At 43.5% G+C, this 16,158-nt stretch carries 7 protein-coding genes; all 7 read left to right on the forward strand.

What is annotated here, in order from left to right; all coding sequences use genetic code 11:
* The first annotated feature begins 73 nt into the window (after positions 1-73).
* The 7 genes from McpCs1_RS04825 (at position 74) to McpCs1_RS04855 (ending at position 16,050) form a co-directional block, all read left to right on the forward strand.
* Positions 74-1,543: a hypothetical protein gene (locus tag McpCs1_RS04825; RefSeq protein ID WP_338096129.1), complete on the forward strand. Its 1,470-nt coding sequence runs from the start codon at positions 74-76 to the stop codon at positions 1,541-1,543.
* Positions 1,544-3,670: a hypothetical protein gene (locus tag McpCs1_RS04830; protein ID WP_338096130.1), complete on the forward strand. Its 2,127-nt coding sequence runs from the start codon at positions 1,544-1,546 to the stop codon at positions 3,668-3,670.
* A 23-nt stretch (positions 3,671-3,693) separates the two neighbouring features.
* Positions 3,694-4,710, forward strand: a complete 1,017-nt coding sequence (locus McpCs1_RS04835) for a hypothetical protein (RefSeq protein WP_338096131.1) — start codon at positions 3,694-3,696, stop codon at positions 4,708-4,710.
* Positions 4,703-9,982: a DEAD/DEAH box helicase gene (locus McpCs1_RS04840; protein ID WP_338096132.1), complete on the forward strand. Its 5,280-nt coding sequence runs from the start codon at positions 4,703-4,705 to the stop codon at positions 9,980-9,982. The genes McpCs1_RS04835 and McpCs1_RS04840 overlap by 8 nt, the downstream gene beginning before the upstream one ends.
* Before the next feature lie 395 nt (positions 9,983-10,377).
* Positions 10,378-12,507, forward strand: coding sequence for a polyphosphate kinase 1 (gene ppk1 / locus McpCs1_RS04845; RefSeq protein ID WP_338096133.1), 2,130 nt, complete (start codon positions 10,378-10,380; stop codon positions 12,505-12,507).
* Positions 12,497-14,497: a CHAD domain-containing protein gene (locus tag McpCs1_RS04850; protein WP_338096134.1), complete on the forward strand. Its 2,001-nt coding sequence runs from the start codon at positions 12,497-12,499 to the stop codon at positions 14,495-14,497. The genes ppk1 and McpCs1_RS04850 overlap by 11 nt, the downstream gene beginning before the upstream one ends.
* Entirely contained in the window at positions 14,494-16,050 is a 1,557-nt protein-coding gene (locus tag McpCs1_RS04855; protein WP_338096135.1) for a Ppx/GppA phosphatase family protein, read from the forward strand. Before McpCs1_RS04850 ends, McpCs1_RS04855 begins: the two co-directional genes overlap by 4 nt.
* Positions 16,051-16,158 lie beyond the last annotated feature (108 nt).

A 16,158-nucleotide genomic window follows, 5' to 3' on the forward strand; every position in this document is an offset into this window, starting at 1 on the left:
TGTAGTACTCACATGGTTATACTTAGGCGAGGAAAGGAAAGTGAATTACGCATCATTGGAGATACGACCGGGATTGTACAGTCGCATATCTGTTTATGATGCAGCGAACAGGCCACAATACTCAAAGTATCGATGTCCCATTTGCGGTGAACTGGTAGAATTTCGAAATGGTGATTGCAGACAATATTTTGCACACAAGCGTAATTCAAGCATTGCTGAAAATTGTCCATTGCATGATGTCAATAAGTCATCACCATATGATAAAGATCCTCAGGGATATTATCGAGAGAAAACAGGGCTGCCTCTTTACTTAGAAATCATCGGAGATCACTTCCAATTCTACTTGGAGCTACCCAATGTATCCAAGAATAATAGAAATATAATAGATCAAAACATCGAGATTCAAATCTGTAAATTAATCAGATTAGAGCCTGTTGCTACGATACTATTTTCAGAATTATCAGAGCAGAAACCAACTCTCATTCCTCTGAATCAAGTTGAACCTGAGTATTATTTTAAATATTCAGCAGAATATGGATTGAATGATATTCCAAAAAATACATCTGCGTTTTATGATGGAGGTACTTTTTTCTATATTAGAAGTAAATATTCTCGTAAAGTGTCATTTCGCGGAGAAATACGGGCAAATGTTGAATACTATTTAGTGACTCGTAAGGAACATATTCCAAATAGACCGTTTCTAGAAGTGATCGATATACGTCCACTAATTACGAAAAATCAAAATTATGTCGTTTGCGTAGTTAAGTTCAATGAAGTAACCTCTGACTCATGTTATTTTGCTAGAAAATTAAACGTGGTCTTGGTAGAAACTCCAGTAGAATTTATACCAATCTGGCCTCCAATGTTGTTCGAAAATAAATCATATATTCTGACGGAATCAGCAACAATATTTGGAAAAAATCTCTGTAATTCAGAGTCATTTGAATCCTCATTTATGTCACAGGTAGTAATGGAAAAATCAGTATCAATAACTCCGCCAGGGCATGATAATACCAAACCAACAATGATCAACTACGATACAACTGCTTCCTACCCTCAGTACCAATGGCCTTCCACCACTATTGAATGGAACAACACGCCTGCTCCAGAAAAGATCATCTGGATCAAAAGCGGAACGTTGTCCTATGCCTCAAATGCAAAATGCCACCTTATTCTCACAAAAAATGGAGTAACTGAAGTAGTGTACAAAAATTCTCAAAAACTCAATTTATGCAGAGAAATTGCAAAAAATTCAAACGCATTCATATATCATGGTCATGATCTAATATCACATATTGCATTTTCCAGAAAACAGAAAAATCAAAATGCAGAATCGACACTCACCGATGATTTGTTATACCTACGATTATCAAAATGCCAAAAAAACATGATCAAAATTCCGTCATACTTGAAACACTTTGGAATATATATCTCCTCGTACCCCAAAACATGCGCATATTTACATTCTGCTATCAAACAGGGAAAAATTTCTGCGGACTCGATTCGTACACTAACGGAGCTACAAAAGACAGGAGCACTCTAAATGGAAGAAAATACCTATTACTCGCTATGCATAACCGTTGAGACAAAAAATCAAAAAACTGGAAACTCATACTGGAAGCTCCTCCGAATTGCGGATCTTCCAATGAATGAGGAGAACAAAGGGAGTAAGCAAAAAACATTTCTTCCGTATGGGCCAGAGTCAGATGTTCCCCAACATCCAGAGCTGTCTATGGCACCTAATAACGCAAGACCAAATGAACTTCGCATCTGGGAATGGTGGATTGAAGGTGAAAAGATATTCTCTGAACCTTCGAATGAGACATTTTATGAACTCATATTTCCAGAAAATATTGGTCCTGAGAATATCTCCACAAATAAATTACCTGTCCCCTCAATTCTTGATAAATTACTAAATGGACTTCCGAGATCTGGAGAACAACTTAATCCATTCCTCTTTGTAATCTCCTGGTCGAATGAAGAATACATCTGTATTGAGATTACTAAGGAAAATTCACGTTACATTTCACAGGAAAACATTGTAAAAATACCAGAAGGAACCATTGTAAAACTTTATCGGATATCTGCTGCGGACTGCATTGATTCGCTGAATATATCTCAAAGTTTTGAAAGGAAACAAAAAAATCAGACTGTTTCTCCGATAACAAGAAGGCGTATATATAAAAGAATTCGTTTACGGGATTCTTTGGCTGAATTAAAGGTTCAATCTTTTGACAAATGCCTTGCAGAATATCTTAATCAGGCATTGTTTGCTTCCAAATACACTGCAGGCCAGAAACAGATCATCACCAATTTCTTCATTTCAGAAACAAATACTGATGATTCCTTTCCAGTATTCCTTCAGAGATACTATAACTACAGCGAAACATCATCTGAATTAACTGATTTATTTGTGAAATGGTACAATGAAAGAAGAGCTACCCTTGATGAATTTGCATCCACTGGGAATAAAATGGAAAAATTTCTCACGGCACTTGTAGAGGGAACTCCTGAACTCCGAAAAAAGTATTGTGATTATATCCAGAAGGATCTGATCGAAGAAAAAATGAAAATCTCGAAAGAAATTGAGATTTTGGAAACTGAAAAATTACAACTACTCCAGAATATAGAGTTATCCAGGGAACAGATGAGAGTTCTCGAAGAAAAAGAAACAAAATTAAATGAACACAATACCAAAATATCCTCAGAAATATTCAATAAATTAGATGCATTTAGAGAAATGCTTACCCTCTTAGGTCACACAGAAACAAAAATAACTCCGTCTTTATCCAACGTTCAGAGAGATGTACCAGGACTAACCCTTAAAACATCATTATTATCTCAAAACGACGATAAAGAGATTGAAAATCTCACCAGCTGCGAGGAGAGTGTCGGACATCTTTGTGACAATCTGGAGGAAATCGGCATAACATCCAGCACGAACAACGCTACTGATATTTCACATCTCGTTGTTGGATCACATTTAAGCCATCTTCCAATTCTAGTAATCGGATCACAAGCACGAAAAGCTGCAGAAATCATTTCATACTCTCTTACGGCAGAAATTCCTGAAACAATCTGTTTATCAGCAGGTTTTAGCGATTATACGTCCTTGAATCATGTGATTCGGGATATTACTACAGAATATGTCATATTGGACAATGTAGTTGGCTCTACTGAAGAATATTGTTATCTCCATTTATCAGAAGAGTTTCCTGAAAAACGTTTCATTTACACATTGGAATTTGTCGAGACTCTTGCCTTAATGCCAATGGGTATCTATGGGCATTTCCTGATCATTAATACTGAAAAATATCTGCAATATCCCTCCCATGCCCCAATAATCCTTCCAGGACAGACAAATTGCCAGGATTTTATCACGGATAAGGATGATAAGATAATTCAGAAAAAACTTCAGTCTGAACTTGGAAAATTGTTGCAAGGATCACTTTTGCCACAGCGTTATCTCGTGACCAGACTTGGCATTCTCCAAAATATAACTGCGACCATGGATGATGTTGACAAATCAATTGAGATGTTACTCGCTGAATTAGTTGATATTGGCAATTTCAGACCTTATCCGGAGGAGTACATCGACATGCTGCAAACAAATGGAACCATTAAACTAGGAAAGACCTTTGCAAGATATCTAACAGAGAATGAGATATGAATTTTCACGAGTTGGCGGATCAAATGTCCCAAGACATGGGGATTTATCAGTTTGAAAATGAAGCAAATACATCCTATTATTCTCGTTTAATATATTCAGGGATAGGAGAATGGATAAAAACTGCCTGTTACGATAATGCTGTTGATGATTCTTTGTATCAAGAACAGGTTGGAGCAACAAAACATTCTGTAACGAAAAAATGTCAAAAAATACTTGATGCATATCTCGAGTTATTTCCAGAGCAAAAAACTTGGTTTTATCCTGAAATGGACACGAAAAATATATTACCCCCAGTTCAGGAAATAAGAAATCGTCTGATTGGTGCTGGGTGTTTAGTTCCAAATCAGGAAAATACCTTGCAATACTCGATGAAAAAATGTGCTGAAATAACAGATAATCTGTATCTTTATCGAGGTTGGATCGATCGAAAACCAGAGCAGATCATCGGTCTTGGAACCTATACCAGTTTTCCCAGTGACATTGAATTATGGAATTTTTCCGAAATGTTTTCCATACCCCAATACTCTGCCGACGAGTACACTAAACGATACAAAAAATATGTCAACATGCATATGTGTGAAAGTACAAATCCCCCGACAACCAGAGAATACTTTAATTACAGACATTGGGGAACAAATTCAAATGCATGGATACAGGAACTACCAGAAAATTTAGAGATGACGTTATATAGAGATAATTTCTCTGATTATGGTTGTGTGTTCTTGGAAGACGACAAAATGTACATTGCAGGATTTCCAAAATGGATTATGGATTGCCATGAATACCGGAGATTTTACTATGGTCTTCGGGCAATGTATGGAAAAATACCAAAAGTACGTATTAACGTCGATGAAGATATGTTTACCCTCAGGCTACCCTCACATCTTCCGGACATTGAACAGTACGCTTTGTATATGCTCTGTTGGCCTAAAGAACATATTCAGGATAAAAGACTGTTTATCGGACCAATAGAAACACTCACCAGTGTTGAAAAACTTCTTCAAAATCTCACTTTGAATGTGGTGATATCCCATGACTGATCAATATAGTGTACAAAATATTCACAAAATTCTCTTGGAAAAATTACAGGATTACATCAGATCACAATATTTTGGCGAAAACAATCTTCTGTTAGATGCAGAAGAGGAGTTATTTCGTACAAATCATCTTCTTTCTCAGGATCCGTATATTGAGGCCAATATCCCATATGAACTCTATGCAGGAGGATTAAACGCTGCCAATCTACCAGATGACATCAAAAAAATTCTTCTCAGATTGAGCAAAGAGCATATCGGCGTATTTGAGACACCATACATCCATCAGATTGAAGCTCTTGAAGCCTTTTATCATGGTTCAGATCTTTTGGTGACTACAGGAACAGGTTCGGGTAAAACAGAATGTTTTACCTGGCCTATGGTTGCCAGTCTCATTTCTGAAGCATCGAATTCTCCTCAGACATGGGAAATGCGAGGAGTTCGAGTATTACTTCTGTATCCAATGAACGCCTTGGTTGCAGATCAGGTTAGTCGCCTGAGGAAAATGATCGGTGATTATGATAAAAAATTCATACGATGTTTTCACGAACTGGTAACTGATGACAACGTTAGGAGACCACAGTTTGGAATGTACACTGGAAGAACTCCTTATCCGGGAAATTATTCGAAATCGAAGGATCGTGAGTTTGCCGAGACTCTTCAAAAAGATATTCTTGCTTCATCGTCTGAATATCAGTCTGCTTTGAAAAAACTTGGACGTTATCCCGCGAAAGCTAATCTTCAGAATTATGTGAATGAATTAATCCAAGGAAATCATCCTGATACCTCTAATGATGCGGAGCTCATAACCCGCCATGAAATGCAGAAGAGCTGCCCAGATATTCTTGTAACAAACTACACGATGCTGCAGTATATGCTTATTCGTGATATTGAACAAGAAATCTGGAATAATACTCGTAGCTGGCTTGCAGCTTCAGAGAAGAATACATTACTTATCGTCATTGATGAAGCACATATGTATCATGGTTCGGCAGGTGGTGAGGTGGCGCTTCTCATCCGACGTCTTATGCATCGACTCGGAGTCGGACGGGATAAATTTCGGTTCATTTTAACCAGTGCCAGTATCCCTCATGAAAACTCGGATCAGGAAGAAAAACTGCAACAGTTTCTGAAAGACATTACTGCTGGAAATTTCGACAAAAAGTTTGCAATTATTTCTGGAAAACGAAAAGAATTTACAAATGGGGCATCACTAAATTTTTCGTCTAATGATATTGTCGGTATCTCTATCGATGATCTACAAGGAGAAGAAGATAAAAAAATTCAGACTCTTCACCAATTTTGTAATGCGATTCATCTTCCGATTCCAAAATCAGAGAAACTCTCCGATTATGAGTCATGTTTGTATAACCATCTTCCCGATTATCTCCCTGTACAAAAACTGCTGGAAAAATCTACCGGAAAGGCAGTGGCCATTCATGATCTGGCAGAGGCAGTTTTTCCGGATGATGATAGCAAGTCTGCACTGAGAGGTGTGGAAATTCTTCTTGCAGTTCTCCCGATTGCGAAAAATAATGATGGTCAAGTCTTATTCCCAGCCAGACTGCATCTCTTTTTCCGCGGGTTAGAGGGATTATTTGCCTGTTCTAATCCAAATTGCCCACACAAACATACCGGAGACGGTATCACTCTGGGCAAAATTTATCCAGCACTTTCTACTGACATCTGTGAATGTGGCGGACAGATTTATGAACTCATCAACGACAGACGATGCGGAGCGCTATATCTGAAAGCATTCATGCAAAAAGGGGACAGTGAAAAGGTTACTATTGATCTTTGGAGTACATCAGGGAGTCTCTATGGAAAAAATATGCGAGAAATCCATCTTTATGTAATTCCTGATGGTTCTGATGTTAAAAAGGATAATAGGAAGGAGGGATGGCTTGATCCCTATACCGGAGTTCTCCATAGGGATAAGACATTGAGGGAAAAAGAGGCATATTTACACGTTGCATTTGAATACAATGAAATACCTAAAAAACCAGGACAGTACACCTTTAAATCCTGTCCTAAATGTGGTAAAAGGTTAGACAACTTATCATTGAGTAACTTTTCTACCAAGGGCAATGAGCCTTTTTACAACATCGTGTCGTCACAACTTCACGCACAACCTCCGGTCATTTTCGATCCGGAAATTGTCGAGAAACATCCCAATGCCGGAAGAAAAGTTCTTCTGTTCTCTGATAGCAGGCAACGGGCTGCCACTCTGGCAAAGGATATGACTAGATCTGCAGATGACGATGCTGCCAGAGCTGTTCTCGTATTGGCTGCAAAAAAACTTCAAGATTGGAGTGAAATTAAAAAAGAACCTATCACTCTTGATCAGTTGTATCCCGCGTTTCTTGAGATCACGCAAAAAAATAACTTGATGTTGTTTTATGGTAGTGATAAGGATGGCTTCAAAAAAGGATGGAAGACTATTCATGATGCTCTATCTAGTGCTGAAAAAAGAAATCGTCCTCTGGACTATGAAAAATTAACCAAGGATTTCACAAATAAACCTGGTCTCTACTCAGAACAATTATTAAAGAATATTTGCTCCCCATATCGTTCACTAACTGATATCGGAATGTGTTGGCTGATTCCAAGTGATTATGAATATATCGAGGATTGCATTGATGTTCTTGAGAAGAAGGGAATATATATAAATGAAGATGAATTTCAGAGTTTATTTTCCGCATGGGTTCATCATTACGCCACTGATAGCTATGCCATTTCTGAAAGTATTAATGATGAGGTGAGAAGAAACATCACCAAATGGCAGTTTGGCCGTTTTGGAGTGGAAGGAAATAAAATTCAGGAAATGCCTCGTCAGTTTAAACGTATTCTCGCTGATCATAAATATTCAGATGATGATATTGCATCAATTCAGAATGTATTGCAGGAGAAATTTTTTGTGATAGGTGGGGATGAAGAAAAACGTACATACTATCTTTCTGAAAAAAAAATTGCTTTAAACTTCGACGATACACAACCATGGTATCGCTGTAAAAAATGTGCAAAAATTCACCCGACCACACTTTGGGGACATTGTGTGCATTGCGGACATAAGGGATGTGATGAGCTATCTGTGTCTGATCTTGATAGATATAAATTCTGGAGAAATCCCATTCTCGAAGCAATTAAGACAAATTCCGGAACATCTATCAGGACCATCAATACAGAAGAACATACTGCCCAATTATCGTATAAAGATCAACGCGATAATACCTGGTCTACAACAGAAAACTACGAGATGCGTTTTCAGAATGTTCTTGGGGATAATGAAGAACCGATTGATGTATTGAGTTGTACCACTACAATGGAAGTGGGTATCGATATTGGATCATTAACAGCAATCAGTCTGAGAAATGTTCCGCCGCAAAGAGATAATTATCAACAGAGAGCTGGTCGCGCTGGTCGTCGCGGTTCCTCTCTTTCAACTATTGTTACCTATGCTCAGGATGGTCCACACGATGGATGGTATTTTAATCATCCAGAAAATATCATTGCAGGAGACGCACGTCTTCCATGGATAGATGTTAATAATGAAAAACTTCTTCAACGCCACTTAAATTTACTGATAATCAATCAGTTCCTCATTCAGAAAGGTACAGATTTGGACAGATGTACTGTTCATAAATTTTTTGATGAGTATTACGAGAATTTCAAGGCATATCTTGAGAATTTTGTCTATGACTCCAAAGAATTGAAGATCATCCTCACAAAGGAAATGCCTGATTATAAGAAAAATTTGTTGGGGAGACTACAGGATCTATCAAATGATGTACAAATCTCAAAAGAGTCTGGTGAGAAAACCACGTTACTGGATCATCTCAGTTCCGAAGGTATTTTACCTACCTATTCATTCCCGCAAAATGTAGTCGGATTTTATGTGGAAAATAGCACGGGAAAGGTGGAACAAAGACCTGAACGCTCTTTGGACATTGCAATCAGTGAATACGCACCAGGAAAAATTCTTGTCATTAATAAGAAAACCTACAAAGTAGGAGGTATTTACAACAATATAGCAAGAAGTATTAATTCTCAAAATCAGGCTGAACCCTATTTCCAGAACCCAAAATACATCATGAATCTCTATGAGTGTACCAAATGCAAATGGACAGCTACGGAAAAACCTCACAATGATATTTGTCCATTCTGTGGAGAAGCAATTTCAAAACAAAAAAATTTACTCAAACCATGGGGTTTTGCACCAAAAAATCATGCAAGCATTCCGGAGGCATGGGCTGAAGTAGAGTATTCCTATGCTGAAGAACCATGTTATTTTGCAGAACCAACCTCAAAGGATCTACAGAATGTCCGCGAATGTGCACATCTGAAAGCTGCAAACCGTTCGGATAAGATTACTATTATAAACAAAGGAGTCGACGGAAATGGATTTAGAGTTTGTCAAAAATGTGGTGCATCAGAGGTAATTATCCCCAAATTAGATAATCAGAATGATGAAGAGTCGAAACCCAACAAAGAGGATAAATTAGGCCGCCCCTATGTTTTGACCTATGGAAGAAAAGGAGAACCTTGTTTCCATTCATTCGCAGATGTTTATCTTGGTCACACCTTTAACACAGACATGGTAGTTTTCGAATTTGAACTCGATCCCCATAAATTGAACCTAGAAGGGTTGTGGATATATAATGCGGCAGTAACACTTACCGAATCTTTCCGTTTGGCGGCGAGCAGAGTTCTGGATATAGAATTCACCGATCTAAATGCAGGCTATAGAATTCATAAATCAAATGAGAGTGTTTTCCTTGATATCTACCTTTATGATAGCCTTTCCAGTGGGGCTGGATATTCCTCAGGTTTATTAAATCAGTCTGAGGAATTGATTACTGCTGTGAGAGAACAGCTCGAAAGCTGTAATTGTGAGTCTGCTTGTCACAATTGTCTGAAGCATTATTGGAATCAACGTCGCCATGCCGATCTTGATCGTTTTGCTGCTCTTGATTTATTGGAGTGGGGGGTGTCTGGAAAAATTCGTGAGTCTATAGGCATAGTAACTCAAGAAAAATTGGCAAAATCACTGATGAAAAGGTTCTCATTATCAGAATGTGGTATTGAAATTAGCCTCGAAGACGAACATTTGGTAATTATTTCCAATAGCAGGTCATATAATTTCCTAATATATCCTGCTATGCAGAAACGAGATGTCTTTGATGGAAAATTCATAAATATTTCAGACATTGATATCAAGAAATCATTGCCGACAGTATTCGATTATATTAAGAAAAAAGTAGGTGATACATCACCTTGATTGGGAAGTGTTTTCTTCTTCCGACGAGGATCGGGTGGAGATACCACTGCTCAGTGCTCACTGCTCAACCAAAAAACATCAAACCACCAAACCAAAAAAAAATCCCGCACACTTTCAAAACACACAACAGTGCTCCGTAAGTACTCTCGTGTTAATATATGTTTCTAAAAATATATAAACTAATGTATTGTCTGGAAAGAAAAAAATATTCCAAACCAAAATATCTCATTCAAACAACCGTGAGCAGTGAGCAGTGAGCGATGGTATCTGGTATCTCCTTCCTTACCATCATAAACACACACAATAGAAACCATTCTCCCATATTGTTTCCATAGAAAGGACTGATACGCATTGGGGACAAATATACATAGTACTACTTAGCAGGAGATCACGCAATGACCCCCGAACAAAATCAGGAAACCTCCGAAGACATCATCAGTCTCACGGACAAGTCTCTCTATATCAACAGGGAAATATCCCTCATACAGTTCAACCGCCGCGTCCTCGAAGAAACGGCAAACCTCACCCACCCGCTGCTCGAGCGGATCAAATTCCTCTCCATCTTCGCCAACAACATTGACGAGTTCATGATGATACGGGTCTCAGGAATTCTCCGCCAGATTCGCGGAGGAGTACTCGAACGCCCCGCAGACGGCATGACCCCAACCGAGCAGATGAAAGAGATCCTCGAAACCATCATCCCGTTGCAAGCCGAGTCCTGCCGCTGCTGGAGTCAGGACCTCAAACCTGCCCTCGCCAGCGAAGGAATCTACATCCACAAATTCCGGGACTTCGGCCCCGACCAGCAGGAGTACCTCAAAAATTACTTCGACACCCAGATATTTCCCATACTCACCCCCATGACCTTCGACGGATCCCACCCGTTCCCCTTCATCTCAAACCTCTCCATCAACCTCGCCGTAGTCATCAACCATCCCACCCGCGGTCAGGTCTTCTCCCGGGTCAAAGTTCCCAAAGGAACACTTCCAAGATTCATCCGCATCCCCAACAACCGAATGATTCCCCCCGCAAACAACTCCGAGTACCACTACGTCGTCCTCGAAGACCTTGTTGCCTCCAACATCCAGATGCTCTTCCCTGGAATGGAAGTCAAAGACACCTACGTCTTCCGGGTAACCAGAGACGCAGACATGGAGATCGAAGAAGACGAAGCATCCGATCTCCTGACCGCAATCGAGTCAAGCGTTGAACTGCGGAGAATCGGCACCCCGTCCCGTCTCGAAGTCCACGCTGCAATGCCGGAATGGATTCGCGGAATCCTCTCAACCAAACTCAGACTCATGCCGACCCAGGTCTACGTCTCCCACAGCGGCCTCATCGGCATGAGCGACCTGATGGAGTTGATGGACATCGACCGGCCTGACCTCAAGGACGTCCCCTTCAAAGCCGCCCTTCCCGCATGTCTCGGCAAAGAAACAATGGCAGCCGCAGTCTCCCGCGACGACCTCCTCCTCTACCACCCTTACGACAGCTTCAGTCCGGTCGTCGAGTTCGTCAGGCAGGCAGCCCATGACCCGAACGTGCTCGCAATCAAACAGACTCTCTACCGCACCGGAAAGAACTCGCCGATCGTGCACGCCTTAATGGAAGCCCGCGAAGAAGGAAAACCGGTCACCGTCCTCGTCGAACTCAAGGCGCGGTTCGACGAAGAGAACAACATCGAGTGGGCACGTTCGCTTGAGCGGGCTGGCGTTCACGTCATCTACGGAATTGTCGGCCTCAAAGTTCACGCAAAAATGTGTATGGTCGTCCGCCGCGAACATGACGGACTCAAGACCTATACCCACATGGGAACCGGAAACTACAACGCATCGACCGCACGCATCTACACAGACCTCTCGATGTTTACCTGCGATCCTGATATCGGAGCAGACATTGCCGATCTCTTCAATGCCCTCACCGGCTACTCGCAGAAAACCGGCTACCGCAAACTGCTGGTTTCGCATGGAACGGTTGGAACCATGCGAAAGGAACTGATCGCCAGAATCGATCGCGAGATCGAGCAGCAGAAACGATTCGGCGACGGATACATCGCATTCAAACTCAATGCACTCGTTGACGAGGAGTGTATCATGGCGCTTTATCGGGCAAGTCAGGCAGGCGTCAAGGTTGACTTAATCGTTCGCGGCGTCTGTTGTCTGCGACCTGAGGTTCCCGGAGTCTCAGACAACATCCGGGTGATATCCATCGTCGGCAGATTCCTCGAACACACCCGTATATACTACTTCAAAAACGGCGGCGACGAGGAAGTGCTTCTCGGCAGTGCTGATCTGATGCCGAGAAATCTGTCGAGACGCGTGGAGATTCTCTTCCCGGTCGAAAACACCTATCTGAAGGATATGATCATCAGAACGATTCTGGAGATGCATCTTAGAGATACCGCCCAGGCGCAGGTTCTCCACATCGACGGAAGTTATGAGAAGGTCCTTCCAAAAGAAGGAGAAAAGCCGTTGAACTCACAGTTGTGGATGATGGAACACCGCGGAATTTGGCATGACTACTGACATCGACGAAGGATACCGACTTTACGGCGCAAAAGCTCTGCTCCAGCTTGCAGCAGATATGGCAGGCGAGTCTGCCGGCGTGAAAGCGGGAACCGACATCGAGTACATTCATCGTATGAGGGTCGCGTCCCGCAGACTTCGGGCTGCTCTGCCGCTGTTTGCCGGATGTTTCGGAGAGAAAGAGTACCGGGCATGGGAAAAAGAGGTGAAGCAGATCACCCGTTCGCTCGGACGTGCCCGCGACCTTGATGTGCAGATAGCGTTCCTGCGTTCTTACTTAGAAAAACTGCCAAAGACCGCACTACCGGATGGTATGCCGCGGTTCCTGCCGCTCGAGTATCAGGAGCTGCTCAACCCCCAGCAGAATGAGATTCCCCTCCTACCGGAACCGAAGGTTCCGGCAGAGGAAGAGCAGACCGGTCTGTTCGTAAGAATAAAACGATTCTTTGCAGGAGTCCCCGAGGTCCCCGAGCTGCCAAAAATTCAGGAACCTGAACTTCCAAAGGAACAGCAGATGGGACCTGAGCTCAGGGCAGGTATTGAGTGCCTTACTCTCAGACTGATGCAGGAACGTGCCGGTTTGCAGGGCGATGTCATCAAAGCGGTCGAAGCATTCGAGCAGTCAAAAACCGTTGAGTCGATCCAGAAAACCTGCATGGAGATCGTTATCCACGGAAAAATGGAGAAGACCGAGACCAAAACTCCATTCTCCTACCGCGAGGCCTACTATAACCTCAGCCTCTGCCGCGAGAATGTGTTTCTCTACGCAAAAGCCCTCGCTGACCCGGAACGTGTCGCCGCACATCACGAGATGCGTATCGCCGCAAAAAAACTTCGCTACACCATGGAGTCCTACAAGGACCTCTACGGCGACGGACTTGCGCTGGCAATCCGAATGGTCAAAGAGTTGCAGGATTATCTCGGCGACATGCATGACTGCGATGTCTGGACAGAGTTCCTGCCGATTTTCCTGAAAGAAGAAGAGGAGAAGAGTATCGCTTACTTTGGAAACACTGCCTTTGTTGCGGCGGTTCGTCCGGGACTTGAGAATCTTGAAGTCGACCGTGCGGAAAAACGCTCGAAGCTGCATGCTGATGTAAACGTGTTCTGGAAAAAGAACGAAGGACTCTGGGACCAGTTCGAGAAAAATCTGATCAAGCCGCTCGAAGATCTCAGACTTCAGACACTCTCACTACCGAAAGGAGTTGCTTCGATCGCCTTCTTTGCTGACATTCATGCAAACCTTCCAGCACTTTCGGCAATCATCGCGGACGCAAAAAGTCGGGGATGTGAGACCTTCATCTATGCAGGAGACGTCATCGGGTTTGGACCGTTCCCCGAACAAACCATGCGAACACTTGCGTCCGCGAACGCAAACGGTGTCTGCGGCAACGCAGAAGAAGCAATTCTTCTTGCAGGGAAAGTAAAGGAGTGTCCGAAGGAGTTTGATCCCCGCAGGTTTGTTCTCCACAAAAAAACCTGGAAGAAACTCTCGCCCGCTTCCCGCGCCGAACTCGCAGGGCTTCCTGCCGAGATACGATTCCTGTGGGAAAATCTGCGAATCGTCGTGGTGCATCATCCGAAGTCATTTGAAAACGTCTGTTCCGAGACCTCAGACGCACAGCTTGAACAGCTGGCTGCTGAAACTGACGCGGATGTTATCATCTGCGGTCACACCCACCGGCCGTTCGCCAAAAAAGTTCACGGTGTCTGGATCACCAACACCGGCGGCGGCGGGAGATCGGGAGATGGAGACCTTCGTGCGTCATATCTTCTCGCAACAAAAGATCCGTTCACCCTTCATCACATCCGGGTTCCCTACAACATTGAAGAGACGCTTGCCCGTCTTGCAAAGAACAAAGAACTCACCGCAATGTTTGGGGCAGGGCTTGACTTTGACGAAGCAGCAGACGCTGCGGCAGGAAATATGCCGGAGCTGACGAAAATGCCGCAGACCGTTTCCGTAACTTCAGCAGAAGAGGACAAATGACCGACAAAATAGTTGCATTCATCGATATCGGCACGAACTCCGCACGACTGCTGGTCGTTTCCATCAGTCCAAACGGTGCGTATCATATGCTGAGCAGAATCAAAGACATCGTTCGGCTCGGTGAGGATGAGTACATCTCAGGCGTTGCAAAAATTATGCCGGAAGCAATCGACCGTCTGGTTCTTGTGCTGAAACGGTTCGTTGATCTTTCGAGAACCTTCGGCGACGCAGAGTTTGTCATGATGGCAACGTCTGCAATGCGGGAGGCAACGAACGCTCAGGAGATTGTTGATCAGATTCGATCAGATCTCGGTCTTGAGATTCAGATCATCAGCGGCAAAGAAGAAGCAAGACTGATTCATCTCGGCGTTGCGGCAGGCATGAGTCTTGGGAACGATCAGGCGCTGTTCATCGACATCGGCGGAGGGTCCACCGAGCTCATCGTTGGCGGTCAGTACTCGTACTCAACGCTGGAAAGCATGCAGCTTGGCGCAATCCGAATCACGAATCAGTGCATCAAAAAGAATTTTTCCGGAGCACTGCCGCAGAAGAAGCAGACCAAGATGATGAACCGGATTATGACAGTCGCAATGCCTGCCCTTCAGAGAATATCCGAGCATCCGTTTACGCGTGCAGTCGGCAGTTCAGGCACCACCATCAACCTCGCAGAGATTGCGCAGCGTCTCTATCATGCAGAGGAGAGCAGCGAAAAACTTGTTCTGCTTCTTGCGGACCTCGACAAACTGTTCACGTATCTGAGCTCCTTGTCGCTTGAAGAGCGGAGAAGGGTTCCCGGCATCAATCCGGAACGTGCGGATATCATTCTTGCGGGAGCGGCGATTCTTCTTGCGGTGATGAAGACCCTGAAGATCCCGCAGCTGGAGATCAGCGACCGGGGCTTACGGGAAGGAATCCTGATGGATTATCTTGCAGTGATACCGGGAACTCCCCAGTCTGAGCAGATGCCGGTAAAGGATGCAAGTATTCTGCAGCTTGGACGCTACTGCCGGCTTGAGGAGGATCATGCGAAAGCTGTGCAGAAAAATGTGCTCACGATGTTTGACTCTGCCAAACTCTGCGGTCTGCACAACTACGGGGCATGGGAGCGGGAGCTTCTCGCAAACGCTGCCTGGCTGCATGATGTGGGAGACTTTCTCTCGTTTATCGGCCATCACCAGCATGGCGAGTACATTATCCGCAACACCGAGCTGCTTGGTTTTGATCAGCGGGAGATTGAGATCATGGCAAAGATTGTCCGCTATCACCGCAAAAAACTTCCCGGACGAAAGGACTCCGAGTTCGGATCGCTGAGTATTGAGGATCGTGACAGAGTCCGAAGCATGGCAATATTTCTGCGGACTGCTGAACTTCTGAACCGCAGCCATGCGGTCTCGGTGACGGATGTGTATTACTCCTGCAAAGGAGGCGACGCAACGCTCAATGTTGCGGCGCCGGAAAGTTCGGATCTGACGCTGGAGCTGATGAGTCTTGCGCCGGAAACGGCACTGTTTACGAAGGTGTTCGGTAAGAAGCTGACCGTGCGCAGGGTGTAAACTTTTTTTTCTTTGGTTTTATTTGGAGTAACCACGGAATGCACGGAAATTTCACGGAGCTTCACTGAAAAAATCAAAATGCACGGAGAACGCCTGCGGCGCCGGAAT

This window comes from Methanorbis rubei (genome assembly GCF_032714495.1).
In the GTDB taxonomy this organism is placed as follows: domain Archaea; phylum Halobacteriota; class Methanomicrobia; order Methanomicrobiales; family Methanocorpusculaceae; genus Methanocorpusculum; species Methanocorpusculum rubei.